General features: G+C 65.9%; 20 protein-coding genes. 12 read left to right on the top strand and 8 right to left on the bottom strand.

What is annotated here, in order from left to right; genetic code table 11:
- Positions 1–18: 18 nt before the first annotated feature.
- Positions 19–846: an inositol monophosphatase family protein gene (locus QQZ18_RS17260; RefSeq protein WP_284542191.1), complete on the bottom strand. Its 828-nt coding sequence runs from the start codon at positions 844–846 to the stop codon at positions 19–21.
- A gap of 129 nt (positions 847–975) precedes the next feature.
- Here QQZ18_RS17260 and QQZ18_RS17255 point away from each other — a divergent pair, with 129 nt between their 5' ends.
- The 4 genes from QQZ18_RS17255 (at position 976) to QQZ18_RS17240 (ending at position 7718) form a co-directional block, all read left to right on the top strand.
- A complete protein-coding gene (locus QQZ18_RS17255) occupies positions 976–1857 on the top strand; it encodes a YihY/virulence factor BrkB family protein (RefSeq protein WP_446728671.1) in 882 nt (293 codons plus the stop codon).
- A 111-nt stretch (positions 1858–1968) separates the two neighbouring features.
- Positions 1969–2280: a hypothetical protein gene (locus QQZ18_RS17250; RefSeq protein WP_284542190.1), complete on the top strand. Its 312-nt coding sequence runs from the start codon at positions 1969–1971 to the stop codon at positions 2278–2280.
- Positions 2281–2476: 196 nt separating this feature from the next.
- A complete protein-coding gene (locus QQZ18_RS17245; protein WP_284542189.1) occupies positions 2477–7222 on the top strand; it encodes an NAD-glutamate dehydrogenase in 4746 nt (1581 codons plus the stop codon).
- Between the two features lie 139 nt (positions 7223–7361).
- Positions 7362–7718, top strand: a complete 357-nt coding sequence (locus QQZ18_RS17240; RefSeq protein WP_446728674.1) for a DUF2794 domain-containing protein — start codon at positions 7362–7364, stop codon at positions 7716–7718.
- A gap of 3 nt (positions 7719–7721) precedes the next feature.
- Here QQZ18_RS17240 and QQZ18_RS17235 read toward each other — a convergent pair whose 3' ends face one another.
- The 3 genes from QQZ18_RS17235 to QQZ18_RS17225 form a co-directional block, all read right to left on the bottom strand.
- Positions 7722–8774 (bottom strand): aldo/keto reductase, encoded by a 1053-nt coding sequence (locus QQZ18_RS17235; RefSeq protein WP_284542187.1) that lies wholly within the window; start codon positions 8772–8774, stop codon positions 7722–7724.
- 19 nt (positions 8775–8793) lie between these two features.
- Positions 8794–9327, bottom strand: coding sequence for a DinB family protein (locus QQZ18_RS17230; RefSeq protein WP_284542186.1), 534 nt, complete (start codon positions 9325–9327; stop codon positions 8794–8796).
- 136 nt (positions 9328–9463) lie between these two features.
- Entirely contained in the window at positions 9464–10093 is a 630-nt protein-coding gene (locus tag QQZ18_RS17225; protein ID WP_446728670.1) for an arylesterase, read from the bottom strand.
- Positions 10094–10211: 118 nt separating this feature from the next.
- Between QQZ18_RS17225 and QQZ18_RS17220 the strand changes: the two genes are divergently transcribed.
- The 4 genes from QQZ18_RS17220 (at position 10212) to QQZ18_RS17205 (ending at position 15029) form a co-directional block, all read left to right on the top strand.
- The gene (locus QQZ18_RS17220) at positions 10212–10907 is read left to right on the top strand and encodes an ABC transporter ATP-binding protein (protein ID WP_284542185.1); all 696 of its coding nucleotides are present in this window, start codon (positions 10212–10214) and stop codon (positions 10905–10907) included.
- A complete protein-coding gene (locus QQZ18_RS17215) occupies positions 10904–13474 on the top strand; it encodes an ABC transporter permease (protein ID WP_284542184.1) in 2571 nt (856 codons plus the stop codon). The genes QQZ18_RS17220 and QQZ18_RS17215 overlap by 4 nt, the downstream gene beginning before the upstream one ends.
- Positions 13475–13608: 134 nt before the next feature.
- A complete protein-coding gene (locus tag QQZ18_RS17210; protein ID WP_284542183.1) occupies positions 13609–14358 on the top strand; it encodes a Bax inhibitor-1/YccA family protein in 750 nt (249 codons plus the stop codon).
- 134 nt (positions 14359–14492) lie between these two features.
- Entirely contained in the window at positions 14493–15029 is a 537-nt protein-coding gene (locus QQZ18_RS17205; protein WP_284542182.1) for a GNAT family N-acetyltransferase, read from the top strand.
- A gap of 56 nt (positions 15030–15085) precedes the next feature.
- Here the strand turns inward: QQZ18_RS17205 and QQZ18_RS17200 are convergent, their stop codons facing one another.
- A complete protein-coding gene (locus QQZ18_RS17200; RefSeq protein WP_284542181.1) occupies positions 15086–16117 on the bottom strand; it encodes an aspartate-semialdehyde dehydrogenase in 1032 nt (343 codons plus the stop codon).
- Positions 16118–16660: 543 nt separating this feature from the next.
- Here QQZ18_RS17200 and QQZ18_RS17195 point away from each other — a divergent pair.
- Positions 16661–17941 carry a methyl-accepting chemotaxis protein gene (locus QQZ18_RS17195; RefSeq protein WP_284542180.1) on the top strand — a complete coding sequence of 427 codons (1281 nt, stop codon included), beginning with the start codon at positions 16661–16663 and terminating at the stop codon, positions 17939–17941.
- Positions 17942–18051: 110 nt separating this feature from the next.
- Here QQZ18_RS17195 and acnA read toward each other — a convergent pair whose 3' ends face one another.
- Positions 18052–20748 carry an aconitate hydratase AcnA gene (gene acnA / locus QQZ18_RS17190; protein ID WP_284542179.1) on the bottom strand — a complete coding sequence of 899 codons (2697 nt, stop codon included), beginning with the start codon at positions 20746–20748 and terminating at the stop codon, positions 18052–18054.
- A 315-nt stretch (positions 20749–21063) separates the two neighbouring features.
- Here acnA and ccmA point away from each other — a divergent pair, with 315 nt between their 5' ends.
- The gene (ccmA, locus tag QQZ18_RS17185; RefSeq protein WP_446728669.1) at positions 21064–21705 is read left to right on the top strand and encodes a heme ABC exporter ATP-binding protein CcmA; all 642 of its coding nucleotides are present in this window, start codon (positions 21064–21066) and stop codon (positions 21703–21705) included.
- On the top strand, positions 21705–22373 hold the full coding sequence (ccmB, locus tag QQZ18_RS17180) for a heme exporter protein CcmB (protein WP_284542178.1): 669 nt from the start codon (positions 21705–21707) through the stop codon (positions 22371–22373). Before ccmA ends, ccmB begins: the two co-directional genes overlap by 1 nt.
- Positions 22374–22396: 23 nt before the next feature.
- On the opposite strand, the gene QQZ18_RS17175 is transcribed toward ccmB, so the two are convergent.
- Both QQZ18_RS17175 and QQZ18_RS17170 read right to left on the bottom strand, forming a co-directional pair.
- Positions 22397–24415 carry a HAMP domain-containing methyl-accepting chemotaxis protein gene (locus QQZ18_RS17175; RefSeq protein WP_284542177.1) on the bottom strand — a complete coding sequence of 673 codons (2019 nt, stop codon included), beginning with the start codon at positions 24413–24415 and terminating at the stop codon, positions 22397–22399.
- Between the two features lie 218 nt (positions 24416–24633).
- Positions 24634–25593 (bottom strand): 2-hydroxyacid dehydrogenase, encoded by a 960-nt coding sequence (locus QQZ18_RS17170; RefSeq protein WP_284542176.1) that lies wholly within the window; start codon positions 25591–25593, stop codon positions 24634–24636.
- A gap of 144 nt (positions 25594–25737) precedes the next feature.
- On the opposite strand from QQZ18_RS17170, the gene QQZ18_RS17165 reads away from it, so the two are divergent.
- Positions 25738–26637 carry an SMP-30/gluconolactonase/LRE family protein gene (locus tag QQZ18_RS17165; protein ID WP_284542175.1) on the top strand — a complete coding sequence of 300 codons (900 nt, stop codon included), beginning with the start codon at positions 25738–25740 and terminating at the stop codon, positions 26635–26637.
- Positions 26638–26715: the final 78 nt, after the last annotated feature.

The following is a 26715-nucleotide window of genomic DNA, read 5'->3' as shown; positions in this document are numbered from 1 at the left end:
GTTGCTGCTGAAACTCGTTCAGCCGCGAAGCGCCGTCGCGAGCTCGTTCCAACTGGTCTTGTCGGGCGCCATCAGGAGGCCTCCGGCCCTGAGATCGGGACGATAGGGAGAACCGTCGAGCAGAGCGGAATGGCCACCGGCTTCCCGGTGGATCAGCCAGCCGGCGGCCTGATCCCACGGTGACAGCTTGTGGTAGTAGCAGAAGTGAATGCGGCCATCGACGAGCAGCCGCATCTCCTGCCCGCCGCAGCGGTAGTTCATGATTCCCCAGGTACGTCCGAAGCCGCCGAGCAGCCGCTCTCGTTCCTCTGGCGAGGCATAATACCAACCGGCGCAGCCCTGCATGTCGGAGAGCGGTGCGGCCGGCGCCACATGGAGCGGCCGGTCCGGCCGGCCTTGACCGACGAGGAATGCCCCGCCGCCGTCGATCGCGCAGGCGGCGTCGCCACGGACCGGATCGTAAATGAGGCCACCCTTCACCTCGCCATGCTCGATGACCGAAATGATCACAGCGAAGGCGGGGACGCCGTTGGCATAGTTGAAGGTTCCGTCGATGGGGTCGACCACGACGGCGCGCGGCGCATCCATCAGCCGGTCGATCAGCGTCGGCTCCCGCTCCATGACTTCTTCGCCGACGAACAGGAAATCGTCGCCCCAGGCGGCGCGGACGCGCTTCTCGATCAGTGCCTCGGACGCGATGTCGGCCACAGTGACGAAATCGGAGGCATGCGCCTTGGTCTTGATCTCGGCGGCGGTAAGATTGGCGAAATGCGGCATGATCTCGATCTCGGACGCCGCCCTTGCGGTGGCGACGAGGAAATCGATGTCCTGACGGGTAACAGTCATTGCAAACTCCGAATTATCTGCAGCATGGAATGCACCCAAAGGGCGACGGGAGCAAGACAAACGGCCGACGCCAACTCTTGCATTTCGCTCCGCTTCGCCCAACTTGTTCAGGGAATTGGGAGAAAAGCCGTGCGGGCTATCGGACACCTCATCGGCCCGTTCTGGCGGGCCGCCCTGACCTTCAGCGCCGCCGACGGCTGGGCCATTGCCTCGCACGTTGCCCTGTCTTCCCTGATGGCTCTCTTCCCGTTTCTGATCTTCCTCACGGCCATCGCCGCCTTCTTCGATCTCAGCGCGCTGTCGGCAACGGTGGTGGCGTTGATTTTCGAGAGCGTGCCGGCCGGCATCGCCGGTCCGATCGCCGACGAGGTGAAGAACGTGCTGCTGGTGCCGCGTCGCGACGTGCTGACCATCGGCGTAGCGCTGGCGCTGTGGTTCGCCTCGTCCGGCGTCGAGGCGATGCGCGTCGGCCTCAATCGCGCCTACGGCATGGTCGAGAACCGCAACTTCATTCTCCTGCGCCTTGAGAGCATCGGCTTCGTGGTTCTGGGAACGTTGACGTTCCTGACCATCGCCTTTCTGGTGGTGCTGGCGCCGGTGGCATGGAAGACGCTCGTTCATCTGGTGCCGGCGATCGAGGACCTCGCCTGGCCGCTGACTTTCCTGCGCTTCGGCCTGACCTTGCTGATCGCTGGCGGCGGCCTCGTCGCATCGCATCTCTGGTTGCCGGCCGGTCGGCGGGGCATCGCCGAGATATTGCCCGGCGTCGGTCTCACGCTCGCGGCCTGGATCGCCGGTGCCTACGGCTTCTCGCTCTACCTCGCCGATTTCGCCAACTACGCCTCGACCTACGCTGGCCTTGCGGGGGTGATGACGGCCATCGTCTTCCTCTATCTCATGGCCCTCATTCTGCTTTACGGCGCAACGCTCAACGCCGCGCTCGTCGAGCGGCGTCGGCGCGTTGCCGAAGCGGGTTCGTCGGAGGAACCATTGACATCCCCCGAGCCATGATGGAAGCCGTAGGCTGCGGTGATGTCGCCGGACCGTCCGGGTCCGCGGCCACCGATGCCAACCATTGACTTTTCCGTCCGGTCGTCTTGTCCGGACAATTGGGAGACAGCCATGTACACGCTCGAAATCGCCGGCATCGCGATCGCCACCACCGACGCCGACGAGGCGGAAGCGCGCGAAATCTTCGAAAGCGAAGATTTCCTCGACGACATTCGCGGCTTCACGAGCGCCGGCAGCCCCGTGTGGGACGGTGTTTCCGCCTTCGTCATCCGCCAGGCCACCGAGGACGAGGTCGACGCCTTCAGCGAGATCGACGATATCGAGGATGATATCGAAGGCGAGGATGGTGACGAGTTCGACGAAGAGGGCGCCAACATCATGTTCCTCGTCGATATCGATCAGTTCGACGACGAGGGGGAATGAGACCGGCTTCGTTCGAAGCGGCCGGCGCCGTGTCCGCAACAGCGCGAATTGGATTCGACGCGCGGACGGGGTTCACTGGATGCCACGAACATACGGGCGGCGGCCTTGCCGCCGCCTATCCGGTTGCGTCTTTCCCTGATCGGCCGGAGCGGCGCCATGGCCGGCGCCGGCCCGTCCGGGGCGACGGGAGTTGTCGATGAAGCGCGTGATGGAAGTGCTGAAGGAGGCGCGCCTCGATGAGGCGGCCGACCTGGCCGCCAGCGGCAGCAGGCCGGAAGTCGCCAGCCTTTTGAAGACCCTGTATGGCAAGGGCGCCGCCGAGGACGTGGTTGCCTATACGGCGAACGAACTGGTCGCCTTCGCCGAAGGGGCGATGTCGAGCCTGTCGCTGAGGGTGCCGGGCATCCACTCGATCCGCATCTACAACCCCACGTGGGACGAGGAAGCCAGTCATCGCAGGGAAGTGACGGTCGTCGACGTTCTCAACGAGAACATGCCATTTCTCGTCGACTCGGTCATGCAGGAACTGACCGACGCCGGCATCGAGGTGCGCCTGATGGTGCACCCGATTCTCTCCGTGGTGCGCGGCATGAGCGGCCGCCTCCTGTCGATCGGCGACGATCCGGATGCCAATCGCGAGAGCTTCATCCACATTCACATTGCCCGCCTACCCGATGCCATCGCCGCGGCCCAGCTGGAAACGCGGCTCGACGGCCTGCTCACCGAGGTGCGCGCCGCCGTCGACGACTGGCCGCGCATGCAGGCGCTGGTCAAGTCGGTGATCAACGTCTACCGGCACACGCCGCCGCCCTTGCCGCCGGAGGCGGTGGCGGAAGCGGTCGAGTTCCTGAACTGGCTCAACGCCGATAATTTCACCTTCCTCGGCCTTCGGGAATATGCCGTCGGTGCCGGTGGAAGCAGCGCCGAACCAACCTCGCTCATTCCCACGGGCGGCTACGGTTTGCTGCGCGATCCGGAGGTGCGGGTGCTGCGGCGCGGCCGCGAAATGGTGCAGGTGACGCCGGAGATCACCGAGTTCCTCAGGCAGGCCGAGCCGCTGATCGTCGCCAAGGCCAACGTCAAGGCGCGCGTCCATCGCCACGCCTATCTCGACTACATCGGCATCAAGCGCTACGACGCCCATGGCCGTCTTGTCAGCGAAATTCGCCTGCTTGGGCTGTTCACGGCGTCGGCCTACACCCGCTCCACCCACTCCATTCCCTACCTTCGACGCAAGGTGGGAACAATCATGGCCAGCGCCGGTTTCGATCCGGAAAGCCATTCGGGGCGAGCGCTGCGCAACATTCTGGAAAGCTATCCGCGCGACGAGCTGTTCCAGGTGGACCTCGACACGCTTCTCGATTTTTCGCTGGCCATCCTGGAGCTCGGTGAGAGGCCGCGCATCCGGGTCCTGGCCCGCCGGGACAAGTTCGACCGTTTCGTCTCTCTTCTGGTTTACGTGCCGCGCGACCGCTACAACACGGACACCCGGCTCGCCATCGGCAACTATCTCGCGGATGCGTTCGACGGTCGCGTCTCGTCGGTCTACCCGGCGTTCCCGGAAGGGCCGCTCGCCCGCGTTCACTACATTATCGGCCGTGACGACGGGCCGACGCCCGCTGTTGCCCAGGCGGAACTGGAAGCGGCGGTCGCCCGCATCACCCGCAATTGGTGCGACGGCTTCGCCGACGCCTGCCGGGCGAAGTTCGGCCCGGCGCGCGGCCGCAAGCTGATCGAGCTCTATGCCCGCGCCTTCCCGGAGGCCTATCGTGCGAGCTATTCCGCCGAGATGGCGGTTGCCGACGTGGCCCTTCTCGAACTGTTTGCTGGCGATCGCTGGACGGCGGTCGACCTCATCGGCGGTGGCCTGCCGTCGCCCCGCGTCTCCATGCGCCTGATGAGCCGCGGCGGACCGGTGCCGCTTTCGGCCCGCGTGCCGGTGCTGGAAGCGATGGGCTTCACGGTGCTCGAGGAAAAGACCTTCGAGATCGGGCGTTCGGGCGAAACCATCGTTTTGCACGACATGGCGCTTCGTCGCGCCGACGGCGTCGACGTCGACCTTTCCCGCGATGGCAACCGGCTGAAGGCGCTGTTCATGGCGGTCTGGCTCGGAAGGGCCGACAGCGACCGGCTCAATGCGCTGACGCTCGTTGCCGGCCTGGGCTGGCGCGAGATCGCCATGCTGCGGGCGCTCGCCCGCTACCTCGGCCAGGTCGGCCTTGCCCATGGCCACGCCTACGTCGCCGAGGCGCTGGTGCGCAATGCGGGCGTCGCAACGCTCCTCGTCGCACTGTTCAGCGCCCGCTTCGACCCGACCTTCGCGGGGGATCGCGCGGCCCGGCTCGCGGCGTTGCGCGGCGAACTCGAGGCGGCTCTCCGAGAGGTGCCGATCCTCGACGACGACCGCATCCTTCGCCGGCTGGCCAACCTGATCGAAGCGGCGACCCGTACCACCTTCTTCCAGATCGGTGTCGACGGCGATCCGCATCCGGTGATGGCATTCAAGTTCGACGCCGCGCGGATCGACGGCCTGCCGGCGCCACGACCCTTTGCCGAGATATGGCTGCATGCGCCCGACGTCGAAGGCGTTCATCTCCGCTTCGGCAAGGTGGCGCGCGGCGGTCTGCGCTGGTCCGATCGTCCTGAAGATTTCCGCACCGAGATCCTGGGTCTCGTCAAGGCGCAGCAGGTCAAGAACGCGGTCATCGTGCCGGTGGGTGCCAAAGGCGGTTTCGTCGCGCGGCGCATCGCTGCCGGCGCCGATCGCGCGGCGGCTGGTATCGCCGCCTACGAGCGTTATGTCGGAACGCTGATCGATCTCACCGACAACATCGTCGAGGACGCCGTCGTGCCGCCGGTCGATACCGTCCGCTACGATGGCGACGATCCCTATCTCGTGGTGGCGGCCGACAAGGGCACGGCCAGTTTTTCGGACGTCGCCAACCGCATCGCGCTGTCGCGCGGTTTCTGGCTGGCCGACGCCTTCGCCTCCGGCGGTTCGGCCGGCTACGACCACAAGAAGATGGGGATCACGGCGCGCGGCGCCTTCGAGGCGGTGAAGCGGCATTTCCGCGAACTGGACCTCGACGCGGAGGTCGATCCTTTCACCGCCGTTGGTGTCGGCGACATGTCGGGCGACGTGTTCGGCAACTTCATGCTGCTGTCGCCCTCCCTGAAGCTCGTCGCCGCCTTCGATCACCGGCATATCTTCATCGATCCCGCTCCCGACGCCGAGGCGGCGCTTGCCGAGCGGCGGCGGCTGTTTGCCCTGCCGCGTTCGAGCTGGGCGGACTACGATGCGACGAAGCTGTCGCCCGGTGGCGGGGTTTTCTCGCGAACGCAGAAGTCCGTCGCGCTTTCGGCCGGGGCGCGGGCGGTGCTGGGTGTCAAAGCCGACGCGCTCAGCCCCGACGAACTCGTCGCCGCCCTTCTCAGGGCGCCGGTCGATCTGTTGTTCTTCGGCGGCATAGGCACCTTCGTGCGCGGCGGTGACGAGAGCAACCTTGACGTCGGCGACCGCATCAACGATGGCGTCCGCGTTTCGGCCGGCGACCTCCGAGCCCGCGTTGTCGGGGAGGGAGCCAATCTCGGCATGACGCCGAGGGCACGGGTCGATTTCGCTCGGCGCGGCGGCCGCATCAACTCCGATGCCATCGACAATGTCGGCGGTGTTGCCACCTCCGACGCCGAGGTCAACATCAAGATCGCATTCGGCCGGGCGATGGCAGCCGGCCGGCTGGAGCTTGCCGAGCGCAATGAGTTGCTCGCCGGCATGACCGACGACATCGCCGCCAGCGTGCTGCGGCTCTGTCGCCGGCAGGTGGTGGCGTTGTCGGTGACGCGCGCGCGCGGCTCCGGCGAACTGCCGCGCCTGATGCGTCTGTCGGCCGTGCTTGCGGAGCGCGGGCTGCTCGATCCCCGGCGCGAGGGGCTGCCCGACGAGGTGGCCGCCGGCCGTCTGGCCGCTGCCGGCGAAACCTTGTCGCGGCCGGAAACCGCGATCCTGATGGCGCATGCCAAGCTGATGCTGTCCGACGAGCTTCTGTCGGGGCGGCTGATCGACGATCCGGCTCTCAACGACTGGCTGAACCATGCGTTCCCGCCGGCCATGCGGGCGCGCTTTGCCGAGGATATTTCCGCTCACCGTCTGGCCCGCGACATTCTCGCCACCCGCATTGCCGGCGCGGCGGTCGATGCGGCCGGGCCGACTTTCGTCAGCCGACTTGGTGATGAAGCCGATGTCGACGCCCAGGCGGCGGTGCGTGCTCTGGTCGTGGCGGCGGCGGCTTTCGGGACCGATACGGTAACGGCGGAAATCGATGCCCTTGAGGGCAAGGTTACCGGTGCCGTCTGGGTGGAGTTGCGCCGTCGCGTCGCCGACTTCCTGACGGACGCCGCCCTGTGGGTGGCGCAGAACGTGAAGGCGGAAGGCGATCTGGCGTCCTCCATCGAGCGGTTGGCCGGGGGTGTACGCAGCTTCCGTGACAGCGCGCCCGCCGGCAAGGTCGATTCGGAGCTTGTTGCCGCCGGTGTGCCGGAGCGGCTGGCGATGCGGCTTGCCAGCCTGCCGGCCGAGCTCGGAAGCCTCGACCTGATCGTCATTGGCGAAGAGGTTGGCCGCGCCGTCGACGAAGTCCTGCCCGTGATGGTGGCGATCGACGAAGCGATCTCTGCCGATCTCGTCGGTCGTCTGGCTGGGTTGGTGCGGCCGGCCGATCTTTACGAAGGACAAGCGGCGGAAATTGCCCGCCGCAGCTTTGCGTCCTCCCGTCGCCGCATCGTCGCCCGGGCGATCGCCGAGGGGGGCGCCGATCTGTGGACCACGGCGCGCGAAGCGCGAATCGGCCGCCTGAGACAGCTCATTGGCGATCTCCTCGTCGGACCGCCGACGGTGGCCAAACTGACGGTGGCGGCCGGTCTCGTTGCCGAGTTGGCCGAATGACGGTCTTCGAGGTCCCGTTTCCTCGTTGCATTCGGGGACTGCCGGCGCAATCATGACGGTGACGTGACGATCGCGGCCGGAGGTGCGCTTGAGCGGCGAGATCAACGAGGAGGCGGGTGAACCCGCAAATCTGGTTGCGTTGGCGCGCGAGACCGCGCCGACGCCAGCCGACCCCCGACCAGCGGTCCGGGAGGCTCCCTATGTCGCCTTCGACCGGCACGAACTCTCCGAAATCCTGAAGGTCTACGGCCGCATGGTGGCGGCCGGCGAATGGCGAGACTACGCCATCGACCATCTCTCCGACCGGGCGGTCTTCTCGATCTTCCGCCGGTCTTCCGAAGTGCCGCTCTACCGGGTCGAGAAGAATCCCAAGCTGGCGCGCCGGCAGGGAGCCTATTCGGTGATCGCCCAGACCGGCATGATCCTGAAGCGCGGCGGCGAGCTGGCTCGCGTGCTGCGCGTCATCGACAAGTCGTGGCTTTCCGTCGCCGAATGATCGTCACGGACACGGATTGCCGAAGCGCTGATGCAAGTCGTCGACGGCCGACTGCATGTCCTCGGTCCAGGCAAACTCAGCGGCGGCGAGGTTGCTCTCCAACTGGTCCTCGGCGCTCGGCCCGATGATCACCGAGGCAACCGTTGGCTGGTTCAAGGCGAAGGCGACGGCAAAGGTCACCGGATCCGCTCCGAAGCGGCGGGCCAGATCGACATAGGCGGCGAGCGCCGCGTCGGCATGTGGCTTTTCATAGCGTTGCAGGCGGTTGAACAGCGCCTTGCGGCTGTTTTCCGGCAGCGCGCCGTTGCGGTACTTGCCGGTGAGATAGCCCTGTGCCAGCGGCGAATAGGGCAAGAGGCCGACCTCCTCCCGCAGTGCGATTTCCGCAAGCCCGCCCTCCCATGTGCGGTTGACGAGGCTATAGGCGTTCTGCACCGACAGGGGACGCGGGCCGATGCCCTTCTCGGCGGCGGCGATGAAGCGCATCAGGCCGTATGGGCTTTCGTTGGAGAGACCGAAGTGCCGGATCTTGCCTGCGGCGATCAGCTCGGCGAAAGCGGCCGCGGTCTCCTCGATGGCCGTTTCGTCGGCGGCTGGAGCGAAGGGCTTGAAGCGCGAGGGAACGGTGCCCCAGTCGGAAACGGCGCGGTCGGGCCAGTGGATCTGGTAGAGGTCGACATGGTCGGTCCCGAGCCGGCGTAGCGATTTCTCGACCGCTTCGAAAATCTGGGCGCGGGTCAGCCGTGTCGGCGAACCATCATCGCGAAACCAGTCATTGGCGCTGCGCCCGCAGACCTTGGTGGCGAGAACCAGATCGTTGCGTCGGCCACGCGCGGCCAGCCATTCGCCGATGATCGTCTCGGTCGCGCCCTGCGTCTCGCGTTTGGGCGGCACCGGGTACATTTCGGCGGCGTCGAGGAAGTTGATCCCGAAGTCGACGGCGCGGTCCATTATGGCGAAAGCTTCACCTTTCTCGGTCTGTTCGCCGTAGGTCATCGTGCCCAGGCAAACGGGCGTGACGAAGAGATCGGAGCGGCCGAGACGACGTTTCTGCATGAGATTGCCTTTTCCGGGATCAGTCTATGTCGGGCAGGAGAGCCAGGAGGTCGGTAACGCCGACGTCGACGCCGGCCTGGGTAAGCAGCGTGGTGACCTGGCCGCGATGGTGGGTTTGGTGATTGAAGATGTGCGACAGCACCGACGACAGCAGCTTGCGCCGTTGCGTTCCATCCGTCCGGCTGTAGGCGAATGCCCCGGCGAGATCGGCATCCGTCAGCCCGTCCACGAACCCGACGATCATGCGGTCGATCCGCTCGCGGGTCGGCCGAAGATGGGAAAGATCGTCCGATACGACGAAGCTGACACTGGTCGGACGCGGCAGGCCGGTCAGATCGATGCGCCCGGAAAAGGGAGGATGGGCGGCCAGCCGGCCGAACCAGATGAGATCGGCGGCAACGAGGTGGTTGAGCGTGCCCAGGATGGAGCCGAAGAAGGCGCCGCGGTCGCGGGACAGTTCGCTCGCCGTCAGCCGCTCGGCGGCGGAGTAGACCTTGGTGTTCATCCAGGCATTGTAAGGCGCCATCAGGCGGAAATGATCGAGGCTGCTCACGATGGTTCTCCCCAACCGCGGTCTTGCCAGGATGCCTTTGCGCGACCTCCGTGGCTAGTGCTTCTCCAGCGATACGAGAAACCGCAGGACGGGACCGAGCCTTGCCGATCCGGTCCCAGTCCTCGATTCCGCTACGCTAGCTTTTGCTTTTGATCCGTTCGATCAACGCTTCGACGGACGGCAGGATGCGCTCGACGATGATTTCGACGCCCGCGGCGTTCGGGTGCATGTGGTCGGCCTGATTGAGGCTGGCGTCACCGGCGACCCCGTCGAGGAAGAAGGGATAGAGCAGGGTGTCGTGCTTCTTGGCGAGGTCGGGAAAGATCGGATCGTACCGGGCGCCGTAATCCGCGCCGAGGTTGGGCGCCGCCCGCATGCCGGCGAGAAGCACCGGGGCTCCGGTTTCGGCGAGGCGGGACAGCAGTTCGTCGAGGCTTTCGCGGACGAGCGCCGGATCCTGGCCGCGCAACATGTCGTTGGCGCCGAGTTCGACGATGATGCCGTCGGCGCCGTCGGCCAGCGCCCAGTCAAGACGGGCAAGGCCATCGGCCACCGTATCTCCGGAGACGCCGGCGTTGACGATCTCGACGTCATGGCCGCGCTTGACGAGCGCCGCTTCCAGCCGGTCGGGGAACGCGTCCTGGGCGAGAACGCCATAGCCGGCGGTCAGACTGTCGCCGAGCGCGACGATACGCATGGGTTTGGCCTCCGCGCCGGCAAGACCGGCGAAGAGGGCGAGAACGAACACGAATATGCGATGTCTCACGGCCTTTTGACCCGGCTTGCAATGGTTTCTGGGCCGACCATATGACAGGCTCGGGCTTTCTTCGGCAAGCCCTGCCGATTTCACGACTGTCTGAACCGCCGGAACCGAAAGCTCGCCCTTGCCAGATCCTGCCATTGCTCTCTCCCAGGTCGATCTCAGTCTTGGCAGCGGTGCTGCCCGCGTTCACATCCTGAAGGGTCTGTCGTTTTCCGTCGACGCAGGCACCAGCGTCGGCATCGTCGGCCCATCCGGTTCGGGCAAGTCGACGCTGCTGATGGTTCTTGCCGGTCTCGAACGCGTGGATGGCGGCACCGTATCGGTGGGCAACGAGCGGCTCGATCGCATGAACGAGGACGCTCTCGCCCGGTTCCGGGGGCGTTCCGTTGGCATCGTCTTCCAGTCTTTCCATCTGATGCCGACCATGACGGCGCTGGAGAACGTGGCGGTGCCGCTGGAACTGAGCGGCCGGCGCGACGCCTTCGAGCGGGCGCGGGTCGAACTCGAAGCGGTCGGCCTCGGACACAGGCTCGACCATCACCCGGCGGAACTGTCCGGCGGCGAGCAGCAGCGCGTGGCCATCGCCCGGGCTCTGGCACCCGAGCCGTCGATCCTGATCGCCGACGAACCGACCGGCAATCTCGACGCCGATACCGGCCGCGACATCATTCGCTTGATGTTCGAGGCACGAGCCCGACGAGGCGCGACGCTGGTGCTGGTCACGCACGATCGTGCGCTCGCCGACGCCTGCGACCGTCGCATCGTCATGCGCTCGGGCGAAATCGTCGAGGACATCAGGGCGGGGGTGACGCCGTGAGCGGCCGCTCGCCGGGCTGGAGGGTTGCCGTTCGCCTCGCCACCCGTGAAGCGCGCGGCGGTCTGTCGGGCTTTCGTATCTTCATCGCGGCCATCGCGCTCGGTGTCGCCGCCATCGCGGCCGTCGGCTCGACCAGCCGGGCGATCATCGAAGGCATCTCCCTGCAGGGGCGGGAAATTCTCGGTGGCGACATCGCCGTCCGCTTTGGCGGCGAGGTTCCGCCCGAGGCGGTCGTCTCGACGCTTGGTGCTCGCGGGCGGCTGTCGACGGTGACGCTGGTCAACTCGATGGCGCGGCGGATCGACGGTGAGGCGCAAGCGCTTGCCCGCATCAAGGCGGTCGACGGCGCCTATCCGCTCGCGGGAGAATTCCGCCTTGAGGGCGGCGGCCGGCTTGCCGACGCCCTGGCGCCAGCGGCGGACGGATCGATTGGCGTCGTCATCGAGCCGATCCTTGCCGACCGTCTCGACGTGAAGGTCGGCGACCGCATCGCCATCGGTCGCGCGACCGCCGAGGTGCGGGGGCTGATCGAAAAGGAACCGGATCAGGTTGGCACCGGTGTCGCCTATGGGCCACGCGTGATGATGAGCCGGGAGGCGCTCGTGGCGACCGACATCGTCCAGCCGGGCAGCCTCGTTGCCAACACCGTTCGCCTCGCACTGCCCGATGGGACGACGGACGATGCCGTCGCCGCTGTCGCGGCCGAGATCAAGGCGGCCCAGTCCGACAGCGGCCGGACCGTTTCCTCCCGGCTCGACGCGGCGCCTGGTCTTGAGCGCAACGTCGACCGCTTCTCGCAGTTCCTGACGCTGGTCGGGCTGACCGCGCTGATCGTCGGTGGCGTCGGCGTCACCAATGCGGTGAAGGCGTTCATCGAGCGCAAGCGCGATACCATCGCCACGCTGAAGGCTGTGGGTGCGCCGGGCGGCTTCGTGGTCGCCATCTACCTGATCGAGATCGGCGTCATCGCCGGCATCGGCGTGGTGCTGGGGCTGGCCCTGGGGCTCGTGCCCCCCTTCTTCGCCGGTGGGCTGATCGCCGCGGCGCTGGAACTGCCGATCGAGATTGGCGTCTATCCCGGCGAGCTGCTGCTTGCCGCCGCCTATGGTTTTCTAACCGCCTTCGCCTTCGCCATCTGGTCGCTCGGCCGGGCGCACGACGTGCCGGTCAGCGCGCTGTTTCGCGAAAAGGTGGCGCCGGAGCGGCGGCTGCCGCGCCGCGTCTATGTTCTGGCGACCACGGTCGCAGTCCTGCTTCTCGCCGCGCTTGCCATCGTCTCTGCGGCCGATCGCTTCGTGGCGGTGATCTTCGTCCTGTCGATGGCGGCGATCTTCATCGTGCTCACCGGCGTGGCCGGCCTGATCCGTCGCCTTGCCGGCCGGTTGCCGGCGGTAGGTTCGGCGGAGTTCCGACTGGCGCTGCGCAACATCCACAGGCGCGGCGGCCTGACGCTGTCGGTGGTGCTGTCACTCGGCCTCGGGCTGACGCTGATGGTGACGCTCGCCTTGATCGACACCGGGCTCAGGCGGCAGCTCACGTCCACGTTGCCGGAGAAGGCGCCCACCTTCTTCGCGCTCGACATCCGTTCGAACGATCTCGACGCCTTCTCGCGCCTGATCGAGACCACGGTGCCGGGCACCACGCTCGAGACTGTGCCGATGCTGCGCGGACGCATCACCGCGCTGAAGGGAACGCCGGTCGACAAGATCGATGCGCCCGAAAGCGCGCGCTGGGCGCTGTCCGGAGATCGCGGCATCACATTGTCGGCCGAGCCGCCGGCCAACTCGACGCTCGCGTCCGGCGCCTGGTGGCCTCGCGATTACAAGGGCGAGCCGCTTGTCTCCTTCGAGGACACGTTGGCGCGCGAGTTCGGTCTGTCGATTGGCGACACTGTGACCGTCAACGTGCTCGGCCGCGAGATCACCGCCAAGGTGGCCAGCACGCGCAAGGTCGAATGGCAGTCGCTTTCCATCAACTTCGTGATGGTGTTCTCGCCCAACACTTTCGCCGGCGCACCGTACTCGGTGCTATCGACGGCGGCTCTGCCGCCGAGCGGCGACGCGGCCATCGACCGTGGCAACGAGGGGCGGTTGATCCGGGCGGTGGTCGCCGCCTTCCCGACGGCCACCATGGTTCGCGTCAAGGACGTGCTCGCCACGGTCAACGATCTGGTCGGTTCGCTGACGCTGGCCATCCGTGCCGCCGCCTCCATCGCGCTCGCCGCCTCGGTGCTGGTCCTGGCCGGGGCGCTCGCCTCCGGTCACCGCCAGCGCGTCTACGACGCCGTGTTGCTCAAGACCTTCGGCGCGACGCGCGCGCGCGTCCTTCTCGCCTTCGCGCTGGAATACGCGGCGCTCGGCTTCCTCACCGCCGTCTTCGCCTTGGTTGCCGGCACGGTGGCTGCCTGGGGCGTTCTTCGCGGCATCATGGACGTGCCGGTCGACCTCGATCCATGGGTTGCCATCGGTGCCGTGGCCGTGGCGCTTTTCCTGACCATAGGCCTCGGTCTTCTGGGAACATTCAGGGCACTTTCGGCCAAGGCGGCGCCCGTTCTGCGGAATCTTTAAATCTTCGTCATGTTTGACGGACTCGCCGTGCGTGCCCTTGAGCTTTCATCGGGGTACGCCCATATTGTCTTTTCGAGCAGGGGAGGCTCGCTTCCCCCGCGAATCCGCATTTCCAGAGAAGGATCGACGCCCCAATGGCATTCCCTGAACGCAACATCCCCTCGGGCTACGGTTCCCGGGCCTATTCCGCGGAGATCGATCAGGGTCTCCGCAGCTACATGCTGTCGGTCTACAACTATATGGCCATCGGCCTCGCCGTGACCGGCGGCGTTGCGGCGCTTGCCGCCAATGCCTCCGTGGCGAGCTGGGATCCGATCACCCTCACCTCCTTCGGCGCGGCGCTGTACACGAGCCCGTTGCAGTGGCTGGTGATGCTGGCCCCGATCGGCCTGGTGCTCGTCTTCTCCTTCGGCATCCAGAAGCTGTCGATGCCGGTGGCGCAGGGCCTGTTCTGGGCCTTCGCGGCGCTGATGGGCCTGTCGCTGTCCTCGATCTTCCTGGTCTACACCCAGCAGTCGATCACGCAGGTGTTCTTCATCTCCGCGGCCGCCTTCGCCGCCCTCAGCCTCTATGGTTACACGACCAAGCGCAATCTCAGCGCCATGGGCTCGTTCCTGATCATGGGGCTGTTCGGCCTGATCATCGCCTCGCTGGTCAACATCTTCATGCAGTCGTCCGCGATGGAGTTCGCCATCTCGGTGCTCGGCGTCGGCATCTTCGCCGGCCTGACCGCTTACGACACGCAGACCATCAAGGAAATGTACTTCGAGGGCGACGATAGGACGACCAGCGGCCGCAAGGCCATCATGGGCGCCCTCAACCTCTACATGGACTTCATCAACCTGTTCATCATGCTGCTTCGCCTGATCGGCGACCGTCGCTGACGACAACAGGACGTCCCATCGGAAACGCGGCGCCGGGTTCATCCCCGGCGCTGTTTTCGTTTGAGGCCGGGCGATGGGCATGCGATCTAGGGCGCGGGCGCACTGCCGCGCCACTATCCCTCCGGATCCGACCCATGCTGACCATTCGTCCCGCCCGCGCCAGTGACATCCCGGCGATTGCCGCCATCTATCAGGACGCCGTTCGAACCGGCACCGCTTCATGGGAACTCGAACCGCCGACCGAGGCGGAGATGCTGAAGCGCTTCGAGACCATCACCGGCGGTGGCTATCCCTACCTGATCGCCGAGATGGGCGGCGGTCTTGCCGGCTATGCCTATGTCAGCGCCTATCGGCCGCGTCTTGCCTACCGTTACACGGTCGAGAACTCGATCTATATCGATCCGGCCCGGCAAGGGCAGGGTATCGGCAAGCGCCTTCTTCAGGCCCTGATCGATGATTGTGCCCGGCGCGGTTTCCGGCAGATGGTGGCGGTGATCGGCGACAGCGGCAATGTCGGCTCGCGCAAGCTGCACGCCGCCTTGGGCTTCACGCTGGTCGGCGTCGCGCCAGCCCTCGGCTACAAGTTCGACCGCTGGCTCGACCAGGTCCTGATGCAGAGAGCGCTCGGTGACGGCGAGACTTCGGCGCCCGGCGAGCTCTCGCGAAGCTGATCGCAACAAAAAAGCCGCCGCGAACGGGTCGCGGCGGCCGAAAGCATGCGGTTTGCTCAGGCGGCCTTCTTGGGCTTCAAGAGGCCGCGGTTGATCAGCACTTCGGCGATCTGGACGGCGTTGAGCGCGGCACCCTTGCGGAGGTTGTCGGAAACCACCCACATGGTCAGGCCGTTCTCCACCGTGATGTCCTCGCGGATGCGGGAGATGTAGGTGGCGTCTTCGCCGGCCGCCTCATACGGGGTGATGTAGCCGCCGGGCTCGTGCTTGTCGATGACGAGGCAGCCGGGCGCCTCGCGCAGGATCGAGCGGGCCTCGTCGGCGGTGATCGGGTTGTCGAACTCGATGTTGACCACTTCCGAATGGGAGACGAACACCGGAACGCGCACGCAGGTGGCGGTCAGCTTGATCTTCGGATCGAGGATCTTCTTGGTCTCCGCCGTCATCTTCCACTCTTCCTTGGTGAAGCCGTCTTCCATGAAGACGTCGATGTGCGGAATGAGGTTGAAGGCGATGCGCTTGGGGAACTTCTTGGCTTCGACCGGGTCGGAGACGAAGATGGCGCGGGTCTGGGTGAACAGTTCGTCCATCGCGTCCTTGCCGGCGCCGGACACCGACTGGTAGGTCGACACGACCACGCGCTTGATGTGGGCCTTGTCGTGCAGCGGCTTCAGCGCCACGACGAGCTGGGCGGTGGAGCAGTTGGGATTGGCGATGATGTATTTCTTGGTGAAGCCGGCGACGGCATCGGCGTTCACCTCGGGAACGACCAGCGGCACATCCTCGTCATAACGCCAGGCCGAGGAGTTATCGATCACGACGCACTTCTGCGCACCGATCTTCGGCGACCACTCCTTGGAGATCGAGCCGCCGGCCGACATGACGCAGATGTCGATGTCAGAGAAGTCGACGTGCTCCAGCGCCTGCACCTTCAGCGTCTTGTCGCCGAACGATACCTCGGTGCCCTGGCTCCGGCGCGAGGCGACGGCAATCACCTCATCGGCGGGGAAGCCGCGCTCGGAGAGGATCGAAAGCATTTCGCGGCCCACGTTTCCGGTGGCACCGACCACAGCGACCTTGTAACCCATGTTGGACTGACCTTCTGAAAGTGTGGCGTTGCGCCGTAACAGTCGTCCCCCGCCTTGCTTGGCGGCCGGTCGCTCTTCAGTCTGTCAGGGAGACGTTCGAGGAGGCCACCAACCGCCTCCTCTGACCCCGAGGAGGACGGTACGGGGCGAGGAAGCGTCGATCACGTCGTGGTCGTTTTCGTCGTCGCCGTTTTCGTCATGGCACGTCCGGCCGGGGCGAAACCCAGCGCGAAGACAGCCTGACGGGAACCACTCGCGAACGACATGGACCATTCCTCTCTCGAATGCTGGGCTTTATGGCTGAAAGGGCAGGGCTGGTCAAGACGAATCGGGGTGGGCGCCTTGGTGCCCGCTCCCCCCGCGCATTTGGCTGGCGAAGGATCATGTTTCCGCCTCGGCGAGCCGATCTCCGGTGTGTGCGTGTTATTCCTTACTCGGAATAGATGCATGGGTCTCCGCAAAACAATCAATCTTTTACCGCTTGGTTGTAGACCTTGCGACAATTCCCGTCTGTGGGAGCCGTGATTTCAAGGCGAGGCGAGCATGTCGCTGTTCGGACGCAAGTCTTCCTCCGAGAAGATCAAGATCAATTTCTTCGATAGTACACCCGATGCCGTTCTGGTCATCGCCGACGGCAAGTTCATCGAGTGCAATGCCGCAGCGGTGAAAATGTTCGGCTCGTCTTCGAAAGCCGCCTTGACCGCCAGTACGCCGGCGGCGCTTTCGCCTCCCACCCAGCCCGATGGTCAGCCATCAGGCACCAAGTCCGAGGCGATGATCCGGGAGGCCATGGCCACGGGTCACAAGCGCTTCGAGTGGATGCATCGGCGAGCCGATGGCAGCGACTTTCCCGTTCTCGTCACCCTGATCCTGTCAAAGGTCGAGGGGCGGCCGGTGGTTCTCACCAATCTCGCCGATCTCTCGGACGCCCTGCGCGAGCGGGAGGCGCGGCGGGAGGAGGAAGCGCGAAGCGCCAAGGCCTCGGTTCTTCAAGAGCTCACCTCCGAGTTCGATCGCAACGTCTCCTCGGCGCTGGGCACGGTGGGGCATGTTGCCGACCAGCTCGAATCGTCGTCCCAGGCGATGTCCGGCTCGGCCGACCTGACCAACCGCCAGCTTACCGAACTGACCGCTGCGTCCGAGCAGGTGTCGGCCGCCGTCGGCATCGTCGCGGAATCGGCGGGAGAGCTGTCCGCGTCGATCGCCGAGATCGGCCGCCAGGTCCATCAGTCGAGCAGCATCTCCAGCGCCGCCAACGAGGAGGCGCGCCACACCAACGACATCGTCAAGGGGCTTGCCGAAAGCTCGGCCAAGATCGGCGAGGTGATCAGCCTCATCAACGGCATCGCCAGCCAGACCAACCTTCTCGCCCTCAACGCCACAATCGAGGCGGCGAGGGCCGGCGAAGCCGGGCGCGGTTTCGCGGTCGTCGCTCAGGAAGTGAAGGCGCTCGCCAACCAGACGACGCGTGCCACCGACGAGATCGGCGCACAGATCGGCGCCGTCCAGGCCGCGACCACGCAGGCCGTGGGGGCAATCGGTGGTATCGCCACGCGCATCGGCGAGATCAACGAGATCGCCGGCGCCATCGCCGCGGCGGTGGAACAGCAGTCACGCGCCACAGCGGCCATTGCCAGCAACATCCAGCAGGCCTCGGTGGCAAGCCAGAAGGTTTCGATCAACACCGGCGGCGTCGCCCATGCGTCGGTGGAGACGCGCAAGGCGGCCGAAGCGGTGCTGACGTCGGCCAAGGCGCTGTCCGGCGAGGCGGGTGGCCTGCGCTCTACCGTCGACCGCTTCCTGCAGGGCGTGAAGCGGGCTTAGGCAAACGGCACAGTATCGGAATGGAAAAAGGCCCATCTTGAAAGACGGGCCTTTTCTGTTGGCTTGCGATAAGTGCGGTCTGCCTGGCGAAGCCGGCCGCACTTTCCTCGTCAGGCGGCGAGCTGTCGCAGCACGTATTGCAGGATGCCGCCGTTGCGGTAGTAGTCCAGCTCATCAAGCGTATCGATGCGGCAGAGCAGCGGCACGTCGATTTCCGCGCCGTCGGCCCGGACGATCTTCGCCGTCAGAGTCTGGCGCGGCTTGACGCTGGCGATGCCTTCGATGGTCACCGTCTCGTTGCCGACGAGGCCGAGGCTCTGCCAGTTCGTCCCTTCCTCGAAGGTCAGCGGAACGATGCCCATGCCGACCAGATTCGAGCGATGGATACGCTCGAAGCTCTCGGCGATCACCGCCTTGACGCCCAGGAGATTGGTACCCTTGGCCGCCCAGTCGCGCGACGAACCGTTGCCGTATTCGACGCCGGCGAAGACGACCAGCGGCACGCCCTCGTCCTTGTAACGCATGGCGGCGTCGTAGATGTACATCCGGTCGCCCGAGGGATGATGGATCGTCCAGCCACCCTCGACCACGTTACCGGCATCGTCCTTCACCATGTTGTTCTTGATGCGGATGTTGGCGAAGGTGCCGCGCATCATCACTTCATGGTTGCCGCGTCGCGTTCCGTACTGGTTGAAGTCGGCCGGGCGCACCTGATGGCCGGTGAGATACTGGCCGGCCGGGCTCGCGACCTTGATCGAACCGGCCGGGGAGATGTGGTCGGTGGTGATCTTGTCGCCGAACAGGCCGAGGATGCGGGCACCGACGATGTCGGTGACCGGCGGCGGCGTCATGGTCATGCCGGCGAAGTAGGGCGGGTTCTGCACGTAGGTCGAGCCGATGTTCCAGCCGTAGGTCTGGCCGATCCCCGCCTCGACGGCGCGCCACCGCTCGTCGCCCTTGAAGACGTCGGCGTATTTCTCCTTGAACATGCCGGCGGTGATGAAGGTGGAGATGGTCTCGTTCACCTCTTTGTTCGACGGCCAGACGTCCCGGAGATAGACCGGCTCGCCATCGGAACCGAAGCCCAGCGGCTCGGTCGACAGGTCCTTCTGCACGCTGCCGGCCAGCGCGTAGGCGACGACCAACGGCGGCGAGGCGAGATAGTTGGCCTGCACGTCGGGGCTGACGCGGCCCTCGAAGTTGCGGTTGCCGGAGAGCACGGCAGCGGCGACGATGCCGTTGTCGTTGATCGACTTGGAGATCGGCTCCGGCAGCGGACCGGAGTTGCCGATACAGGTTGTGCAGCCGAAGCCGACGAGGTTGAAGCCCAGCGCGTCGAGATCCTTTTGCAAGCCGGACTGGCTGAGATACTCGGCGACCACCTGGGAGCCGGGCGCCAGCGAGGTCTTCACCCAGGGCTTGACGTTGAGACCCTTCTCGCGAGCCTTGCGGGCGAGCAGGCCGGCGCCCACCAGCACGCTCGGGTTGGAGGTGTTGGTGCAGGAGGTGATGGCGGCGATCACCACGTCGCCATGGCCGAGATCGAAGTTGCCGCCCTCGACGGGATAGCGTGTACCGATGTCGGTAAGCTTCTTGTACTCGGTTTCCATGGCAGCGGCGAAACCGGCCTTGGCGGCGCTGAGCGACACCCGACCTTCGGGGCGCTTGGGACCGGCCAGCGAGGGAACGACGGTGGAGAGATCGAGTTCGAGGATATCGGTGAACTCGGGGTCGGGCGTGTCGGCGGTGCGGTAGATGCCCTGGGCGCGGGCATAGGCGTCGACCAGGGCGACGCGGTCGTCGGCACGGCCGGAGAACTTGAGGTAGCGGATGGTCTCGGCGTCGATCGGGAAGAAGCCGCAGGTGGCGCCGTATTCCGGTCCCATGTTGGCGATGGTGGCACGGTCGGCCAGAGTCAGGCTGTCGAGACCGGGGCCGAAATACTCGACGAACTTGCCGACCACGCCCTTCTTGCGCAGCATCTGGGTCACGGTCAGCACGACGTCGGTGGCGGTGACGCCCTCGGCCACCTTGCCGATCAGCTTGAAGCCAATGACTTCGGGAATCAGCATGGACACCGGCTGGCCAAGCATGGCCGCCTCGGCCTCGATGCCGCCGACGCCCCAACCGAGCACCGAGAGGCCGTTGACCATGGTGGTATGGCTGTCGGTGCCGACGCAGGTGTCGGGATAGGCGTAGGTGACGCCGTCCTCGTCGAGGGTCCACACCGTCTGGGCGAGGTACTCGAGGTTGACCTGATGGCAGATGCCGGTGCCGGGCGGCACGACTCGGAAGTTATGGAAGGCGTTCTGCCCCCACTTCAGGAAGTTGTAGCGCTCGATGTTCTGTTCGTATTCGCGGACGACGTTCTGGGTCAGCGACGAGGCGCTGCCGAAATAGTCGACCACCACGGAATGGTCGATGACCAGATCGACGGGGACGAGCGGGTTGATCTTGCCGGGATCGCCACCGAGCGCGACCATGGCGTCGCGCATGGCGGCGAGATCGACCACGGCCGGTACGCCCGTGAAGTCCTGCATCAGGACGCGGGCGGGGCGATAGGCGATCTCCTTGTCGAGCTTGCCCTTGTTGTCGAGCCAGGCGGCCATGGCCTTGATGTCGACCTGCGTCACCGAGCGGCCATCCTCGAAGCGCAGCAGGTTTTCGAGAATCACCTTCAGCGATACCGGCAGACGCGAGACGCCGGCGAGGCCGTTCTCCTCGGCTGCCTTCAGGTCGTAGTAGACGTAGGTCTTCGAACCGACCTGAAGTTCTCTCCTGGACTTGAAGCTGTCGAGCGACGGCATGCGCGGGCCCCTTTCAATGCCGGGGGCGCCTTGCCGGGGCCGGAGCGCGGCAGCGCCGGCATCCGTTCGGGGCAAGGTCCTCGCCACCGGCGAGCTGTTTGACGTTTACGTAATGGTCATATGGCGACCGGAGACTTCCTTGCGCCTTATAGAGAATAAGGTGACGCCTCACCAGACCTTGTGTACGAAATTCTACCACATGAGGCTTCATTCCGCGCGCCAAGCCCGGTTCTGCCGGGCGCGCCGCGAAAGCGGCTTACGCCATTGGCTGCGATGCTCTATTGGGAGAGACCGCCGTTTGCGCCGGAGACGCCCGTGAACCAGCCCTTCCAGCCCTTTCGCCTCGTGGTCGAGGCGCTTGGTGTCGACCGCGGCGGTCGCCGGGTGATCGAGGACATCGCCTTCGAGGTGGTCGGTGGCGAGGCCGTACTGGTCACCGGTCCGAACGGCGTCGGCAAGTCGACGCTGCTGAGGGCCCTTGCCGGGCTCGGACGCCCGGCCCAGGGTTCGGTGCGCTTTCTGGCCGATGGCGTCGCCGATCCTGAAGAGGTCGGCCGATACGCCCACTATCTTGGCCATCGCGATGCCGTGAAGCCTGCGCTGACGGTCGGTGAAAACCTTGCCTTCTGGCGGGATTTTCTCGGCGCGGACGGCGGCGCGTCGGTGGAGGTCGCGCTCGAGGCGGTCGGTCTTGCCGACCTTGCGGCCCTGCCCGCCGCCTATCTGTCGGCCGGGCAGCGGCGGCGGCTCGCCATCGCCCGCCTCATCGCCGTGCGGCGGCCGCTCTGGCTGCTCGACGAGCCGACCGCCGCCCTCGACGCCGCCTCTGAGGCAAGCCTCGTCGGTCTGATGGCCGCCCATGTGGGCTGCGGAGGGGCAATCGTCGCCGCCACCCACCTCGCCATCGGCCTTGCTGGCGCTCGTCCGCTTCGTCTCGTTGCCGGGGAGATTGCCTGATGTCGCCGCTCGTCGCGCTCTACGTTCGCGAACTGCGCCTGTCCGTGCGCATCGGTGGCGGCGCCCTGATGGGCGTGCTGTTCTATCTGATCGTGGTGACGATCTTTCCCTTTGCCATCGGTCCGGACCTCAACCTCCTGTCCCGGCTCGGTCCGGCCATCCTGTGGATCGGGGCGCTGCTCGCCACGCTGCTCGGCCTCGACCGTCTGTTCGAGGCCGATCGCGACGACGGCGCCCTCGACCTGATGGTCGCTTCGGGGCGGTCGCTGGAACTCCTGGTGATCGTCAAGGTGATGGCCCACTGGACGGCGACCGGCCTGCCGCTCATCGTCGCGGCCCCTTTCCTGTCGCTGCTCCTGGCCATGCCTGCCGACGTGACGCTGGCCACGCTGGCGACCCTTGTCGCAGGCACGCCGGCCCTGACGTTCCTCGGGGCGATTGGCGCCGGCCTGACCGTGTCGCTGAGGCGCGGCGGGCTGTTGCTGCCGATCCTGGTGCTGCCCTTCGCCGTGCCGGTGCTCATCTTTGGCGTTGCCGCGGCGACAGCCGTCGCCTTCGATCCGGCCGCCTTCCGCACGCCCTTTCTTCTCATCGTGGCGCTGACGCTGACTGCGGCGGCGATCTCGCCGATCGCCACCGCCGCCGCGCTCAGAAACGGCCTCGACTGAGATCTCTCACCGGCCGGGGCGGATCATGCCGCCCGGATGGTGACGAGGAAGCGCTGCAGTTCGCCCTGCAGACGTTCTGCCTGCGCCGACAACGCGTCGGAGGCGTGCAGCACTTCCTGGGCGGCGGCAGCGGAGTCGCCGGCCGCTTCGCCCACCTTGACGATGTTGCTCGCCACCGTGCTGGTGCCTTCGGCTGCCTTCTGTACCGAATCGGCGATTTCCTGCGTTGCCGTGCCCTGGTCGCGCACCGAGCCGGCGACCGTGTTGGACACCTTGGATATGTGACCGATAGTCTCGGTGATGCGCATGATGGCGTCGCTCGAATCGGCCGTCGATGCCTGGATCGCCGCCACCTGGGCGCCGATCTCGCTGGTGGCCTTGGCGGTCTGGTCGGCGAGCTGCTTGACCTCGGCGGCGACCACCGCAAAGCCCTTGCCCGCCTCGCCGGCACGCGCCGCCTCAATGGTCGCGTTGAGCGCAAGGAGGTTGGTCTGTCCGGCAATGGTGTTGATGAGGTCGACGACGGCGCCGATCTTGCGCGCTGCTTCCGACAGCTCGCGCACCTTGGCGGCGGTCTCGGAGGCGTCCTGCACGGCCTTCGAGGCCACTTCGGTCGACTCGTTCACCTGCCGGCCGATTTCGGCGATCGACGACGCCAGTTCCTCGGCCGCGGCGGCGACGGTTCCGACGCCGGCGGAGGCCGCTTCGGAGGCGGTGGCGACGGTGGATGCCTTCTGCGTCACGTCGGTGGAGGATTGGGAGAGCGTCTGGGCCGAGCCGTTGAGCTGCCCGGCGGCGGCGGCCAGCGACGACGCGATGCCGCCGACGGTCTGCTCGAACATGTCGGCGAGCTGGTGCACCTCCGCGCGCCGCAGTTCGGCCTGCGCCGCCGCGTCGGCCTCGCGGGCGGCACGCGCTTCGGCGGCCTGGGCGAGGCTTGTCTTGAACACTTCGAGGGCGTCGGCCATGGCGCCGACTTCGTCCTTGCGGCCGCGACCGGGGACTTCCGTCCTCAGGTCGCCGTCGGATACTTTCTCCATGGCGCGCGAGATGGCAACCACGGGGCGGGAGATGGAGCGGCCGATCACGAAGGCCAGCACAACTGCGCCAACCAGGGACACGCCGGCCACGATCAGCAGCATGCGCCGAATGGTGTCGATGAGACCGGTGGTGGCCACGCCGATCGAGGTCGATTCGACCGAGGCGGCGGCGCGGACGGCCGCCACCTTGTCGGCGATCGCCGCCGAGGCGTTGAGCAGATCCTTGGCGGTCAGCGTGCGGAGGTCGGTGGAAATCTGGTTGGCCTGACGATAGGCCTCCTGGTAGGCGGTGGCTGATTTCAGCACTTTGCCGAGCTGCGCCGCCTCCTGCCCCTCGCCGACCGCCTTGATCACCAGATTGAGCCGCTGGACGAGACCGTTGAAGCCGGCATCGGCCGCCTTGAGATCGTCGGCGGTGCCGTTGTTGAGCAGCTTGTATACCGCGAGACGCCCGGCATTATACTGTTCCGTTGCCTTGGTGGCGATCGGAATGACCTCCGGCTTGCCGAGCTTGTCCACCTTGGAGGAGAAGAACAGCATGTCGTTCTTCAGCTTGTCGCCAAGCGGGTCGACGCTTTCGCGAATGATCTTCTGCTGGCTGCCCTTGAGATCGATGAGCTTGGTCAGCACCGCGCTGTAGTCGTCGAACAGCGTGGCGATGGCCGTCATGTTGTCCTTGCGCGCACCCTCGCCGATCTTGCCGATGGCGTTGGCGATGGAAGCCCGCGTCGTCTCGGCGGCGGTCTTGGTGTTCGACAGGGCCGTTTCGCTGCCGGCGGTCAGGTAGGCGTCGACCTTGGCCGTGAGGTTGAGGAACGCATAGTCGATGTCGCGGGTGAGCTCCACCTCGTCGACGCGATCGCGATGCTGGCCGAAAGACCGCTCGAAGGAGCTGAGCGAGAACAGCGAAAGGCCGGCGCAAGCGATGAGGAGTGCAATGACCAGCGCGAAGGCGACGAATACCTTGGAGCCGATGGACAGATTATTGAACAGACGCGCCATCGCTTCTTCCCCCAGCGTGCACGGAAAACTCCGTTCAACCGCGCCGGCCGGAATGCATCGAGCATTCCCGGTCCGCACGCAGCCATATGTTGCCTGCAATGATAGGGGGTGCGCCCTTAAAGTTTTCCAAACAATAAAATAGCCGGCTGGGTGTTTTTACCTGTAATAAATTACAGGTGTTATATATCTCTATGTTTAACCCGCCGGCTGGACAGCTTTCAAAGCGCGCGGCGAACGACCGGCGTCGGCAGATCCTTTCCGGCGAAATACGCGGCTAGGTTGGCGCGGACGAGCGCGCCCATCGCCTGTCTGGTTGCCATGGTTGCGCTGCCCTGATGGGGCGACAGCACGACGTTGCTCAGGCGGCGAAAGCGCGGGTCGAATGCCGGCTCGCTCCGGAACACGTCCAGTCCGGCGCCGGCGATCGCTCCGCTCTCCAGCGCAGCGATCAGGGCTTCCTCGTCGATGGTGGTCCCGCGCGAAATGTTGACGATAAGGCCGTCGCGGCCGAGGGCTTCGATCGTCTCGGCATCCACGAGACCGATGGTGTCGCCGCCGCCGGCCACCGCCACCACCAGAATGTCGGCCCAGGCGGCCAGCGCGGCCGGCGTTGGGAAGGCCCGCCAGGCAGAAGGCGGCTTGGGCGAGCGGTTCCAGTATCCGATTTCGGTATCGAAACCGGCGAAGCGGCGACCGATTGCCTCGCCGATACGGCCGAGCCCGACGATGCCGACCTTGCGCCCCGAAACGCTGCCGGTCAGCGGCATGGCGCCGTTCCTCCAGGCTCCCGAACGGGCAAAGGCGTCGCCGTCGACGATGCGCCGGGCGAGCGCCAGGGTCAGCGCGAGAGCCATGTCGGCGACATCGGCGGTGAGCACGTCCGGCGTGTTGGTCACGGCGACATTGCGCCGGGCGGCAGCGACGAGGTCGACCTTGTCGTAGCCGACGCCATAGACGGCGATCAGTTCCAGAGCCGGCAGCGCCTCGATCAGGGCGGCATCGGCGCCACGTCCGCCCGACGTCACCAGTGCCGCGATCTCGCCGGCCGCATCCAGTCCCACCGGACCGTCGGATGGAAGGTCGATGAGGTCATAGACCTCCCGCATCGGTGCGATATCCCATTCGGGCATCGGCGATACCATCAAGACCTTGGGGCGCGACGATGGAACGGCGGGCATGAAATCACTCCGGTTTTGGGGCAACGGGGGGGCGCCTCGACGCGGTGGGGCATCCTTGACGCTCTCCATTCGTATGACGATAGTACCTTCCCGCAAGACGGGAAATGGCGGAAGTCGCAAGGCGGCGATGCATGGGAGGGCAGCATGAGCGACTACGACACGTTCGACGGTCGTTTCGGGGCGCTGGTGATTGGCAGCGCGGCTATCGAACAACTATGGACCGGAGGGCGCTGGACTGAAGGCCCCGTCTACGTGCCCGCCGCCAAGGCCGTGGTCTGGTCGGACATTCCCGAGGATCGCATCATGCGCTACGACGAGACGAGCGGCGCCGTCTCGGTGTTCGAGCATCCTTGTGGCTATCACAACGGCCACACGCTCGACGCATGCGGACGTATCGTCGCTTGCGAGCACGGCGGACGCCGCATTTCCCGTCTCGGCTTCGACGGACGTTGGGAGTCGATTGTCGACCGCTTCGACGGCAAGCGCCTCAACTCTCCCAATGACGTGGTGGTGAAGTCGGACGGCAGCATCTGGTTCTCCGATCCGAGTTACGGCATCGACAGTGACTACGAAGGACACGCGGCGAAAAGCGAGATCGGCGCCTGCAACGTCTATCGCCACGATCCCCAGACCGGCGAGACGATGGCAGTGGTGACAAGTTTCGATCGCCCCAACGGCCTCGCCTTCTCACCCGATGAGCGCATTCTTTACGTGTCGAACACCTCACAGTCCGAGACGCCGGCCATACATGCCTTCCGTGTTGCCGAGGAGGGGAGCACGGTTGACGGCGGGCGGATGCTTGCGGTCTCGGACAATGGAGTCTTCGACGGTTTCCGTATCGACCGCGCCGGAAACGTCTGGACATCCAGTGGCGATGGCGTCCGCGTCTATGCCGCGGATGGCACCTTGCTCGGCCGCATCAACATTCCCGAGTCGGTGTCCAACCTCTGTTTCGGCGGTCCCAAGCGCAACCGGCTCTATATAACCGCCACATCGTCCCTATACGCGGTCTACGTCCACGCCACCCCGGCGGAACGCCCATGACATCCTAGGAATAGACGAGCCAACCGGGAAATTGGTAGTGCACGACGATAAGTACTATCACGCAAATAAGCGTGCCGC

This window comes from Pleomorphomonas sp. T1.2MG-36 (genome assembly GCF_950100655.1).
Lineage (GTDB): Bacteria > Pseudomonadota > Alphaproteobacteria > Rhizobiales > Pleomorphomonadaceae > Pleomorphomonas.
This window is presented reverse-complemented; position numbering and strand designations above follow the sequence as displayed.